This is a genomic window from Mycobacteriales bacterium (genome assembly GCA_036497565.1).
Taxonomy (GTDB): Bacteria; Actinomycetota; Actinomycetes; order Mycobacteriales; family QHCD01; genus DASXJE01.
Map to the genome: position 1 here is coordinate 1 of DASXJE010000308.1, position 1,882 is coordinate 1,882.

A 1,882-nucleotide genomic window follows, 5' to 3' on the forward strand; every position below is an offset into this window, starting at 1 on the left:
CCCGAGCGGGTAAGTCGCAGGCACGCCATCGCGAGGGAGGCTCGTGACCACCACCCCGACCGAGTCCCTGACCGATACCGAACTCATCGCCGCCGCGCGTGGCCCCGTCGCCCCGCGACGGCGGCTCCGGCTCAGGACCGAGACCGACGAGACCGACCTGACCAGCGCGGCCTACGGCCAGCTCTGGGAACGGCACGCCGATGCCGCCCGCAACCTCGCGCGCCAGCTCACCCGCAGCGACGCCGACACCGACGACCTGGTGGCCGAGGCGTTCGCCCGCGTGCTCGACGTACTCCGGTCCGGAGGAGGTCCGGAGACGGCGTTCCGGCCCTACCTGCTGACCACCGTCCGCAACACCTTCTACGACAAGACGCGCCGCGACCGCCGTCTGACCCTCAGCGACGACATGGACGAGCACGACCCCGGCGTACCGTTCGACGACACCGCGCTCTCCGGGCTCGAGTCGACGCTGGCCGCCCGGGCCTTCGCGCGACTGCCCGAACGCTGGCAGACCGTCCTGTGGCACACCGAGGTCGAGGGCGCCGAACCGGCCGACGTCGCGCCGCTGCTCGGGCTGAGCCCGAACGCCGTGTCCGCCCTGGCCTACCGGGCCCGCGAGGGTCTGCGCCAGGCCTATCTGCAGGTACACCTGTCGACGGCCACCGACCGCTCCTGCCAGATCACGGTGGAAAACCTCGGCGCGTGGACCCGCAACGGGCTGGCGCGGCGCGACGCCGTGCGGGTCGAGCGGCACCTGTCCGGCTGTGCCGACTGCCGTGCGCTGGCCGACGAACTGCTCGACATCAACAGCGGTCTGCGCGGGATCATCGCCCCCCTGGTGCTCGGCGCTCCGCTCGTCGCGGGCTACCTCAAGGCCAGCAAGGCATCGGCCGGATCCGGCGCCGGCGCGGCGGGCAGCTCGGCGGCCGGCACCGGTGGATCGGCGGCATCCAGCGCCGAAGCCGGCACGTCGTCGGCCGCCGGTACGTCATCGACCTCGGTCGGCGCCGCGGGCTCAGCCGGTGCCGTCGGTTCGGTGATCGCGGGCGCAGGTGCCGTAAAGGGTGCGCTCTGGGGCCTGGCGCGCCTGCCCGCCATCGGGGCGGCCCAAGTCGCCGCCGGCGCGACGAGCGCCGCGGTCGTCGGGACCGTCGTCGCCGGGCTCGTCGTGGGTGGCGGCGGAAGCGGGTCGGCGACCGCCGCCGTACCAGGACTTCCATCCAGCCGTAGTGTCCCGGCGCAGTCGGGTCCGGGGTCGGCTTCCGGACAGGCGCAGCGTCAGACTGCACCGGCCTCCGGCGTGCAGCCGGCGGGCCTGCAGGTGGGCGGCACCTCGGCGAAGAACGGTCTCCGGATCGCGGGACTCCCCCTCGCCGCCGGGCCGGTCGGCGTATCCCTGCCCAACGTGTCGCTGTCCGGGCCGGTCGGCGTTTCGCTTCAGAACGCGTCCGGGCGAGGCTCGACGTCGCTGAAGATCACGCCCGCCGTCAACCTCACGGCACCGACGGTCGCGGTCAGCAGCCTCGTCCGCGGAACGGTCAGCGGTCTCGCCGTGACGTTGCACAACGCCGGCCGTACGACGGCGACCGGCGTCTCCTTGGACGTGAGCCTGCCGACCGGAGTTCTTTCCCGGGTCACCGGCGCGTGCAACGGAGGCGGCGCAGCGGCGCACTGCGCGTTGCCCGCGCTGCTCCCCGGCGTGTCGGTGAGCGTCCCGCTGCCGCTGTCCCAGGTGAACCTAAACGGTGGCCTGGTGAACATCAGTGTCCGCGACTCGAGCGGGCACTCCGCACAGTCCGCGGTTGCACTGCCGCTGGTCAACGCGTCGCTGCCCAACCTCCCGATTTCGTTGCCGACCATCTCTACGTCGCTCCCGAGCCTG

The 1,882-nt window shown here is 73.1% G+C and carries 1 protein-coding gene; it reads left to right on the top strand.

Annotated features, from left to right (window positions below):
* Positions 1 to 43: 43 nt before the first annotated feature.
* Positions 44 to 1,882 (top strand): sigma-70 family RNA polymerase sigma factor (locus VGH85_23760; GenBank protein ID HEY2176836.1); only part of this gene is annotated, 1,839 nt, incomplete at its 3' end.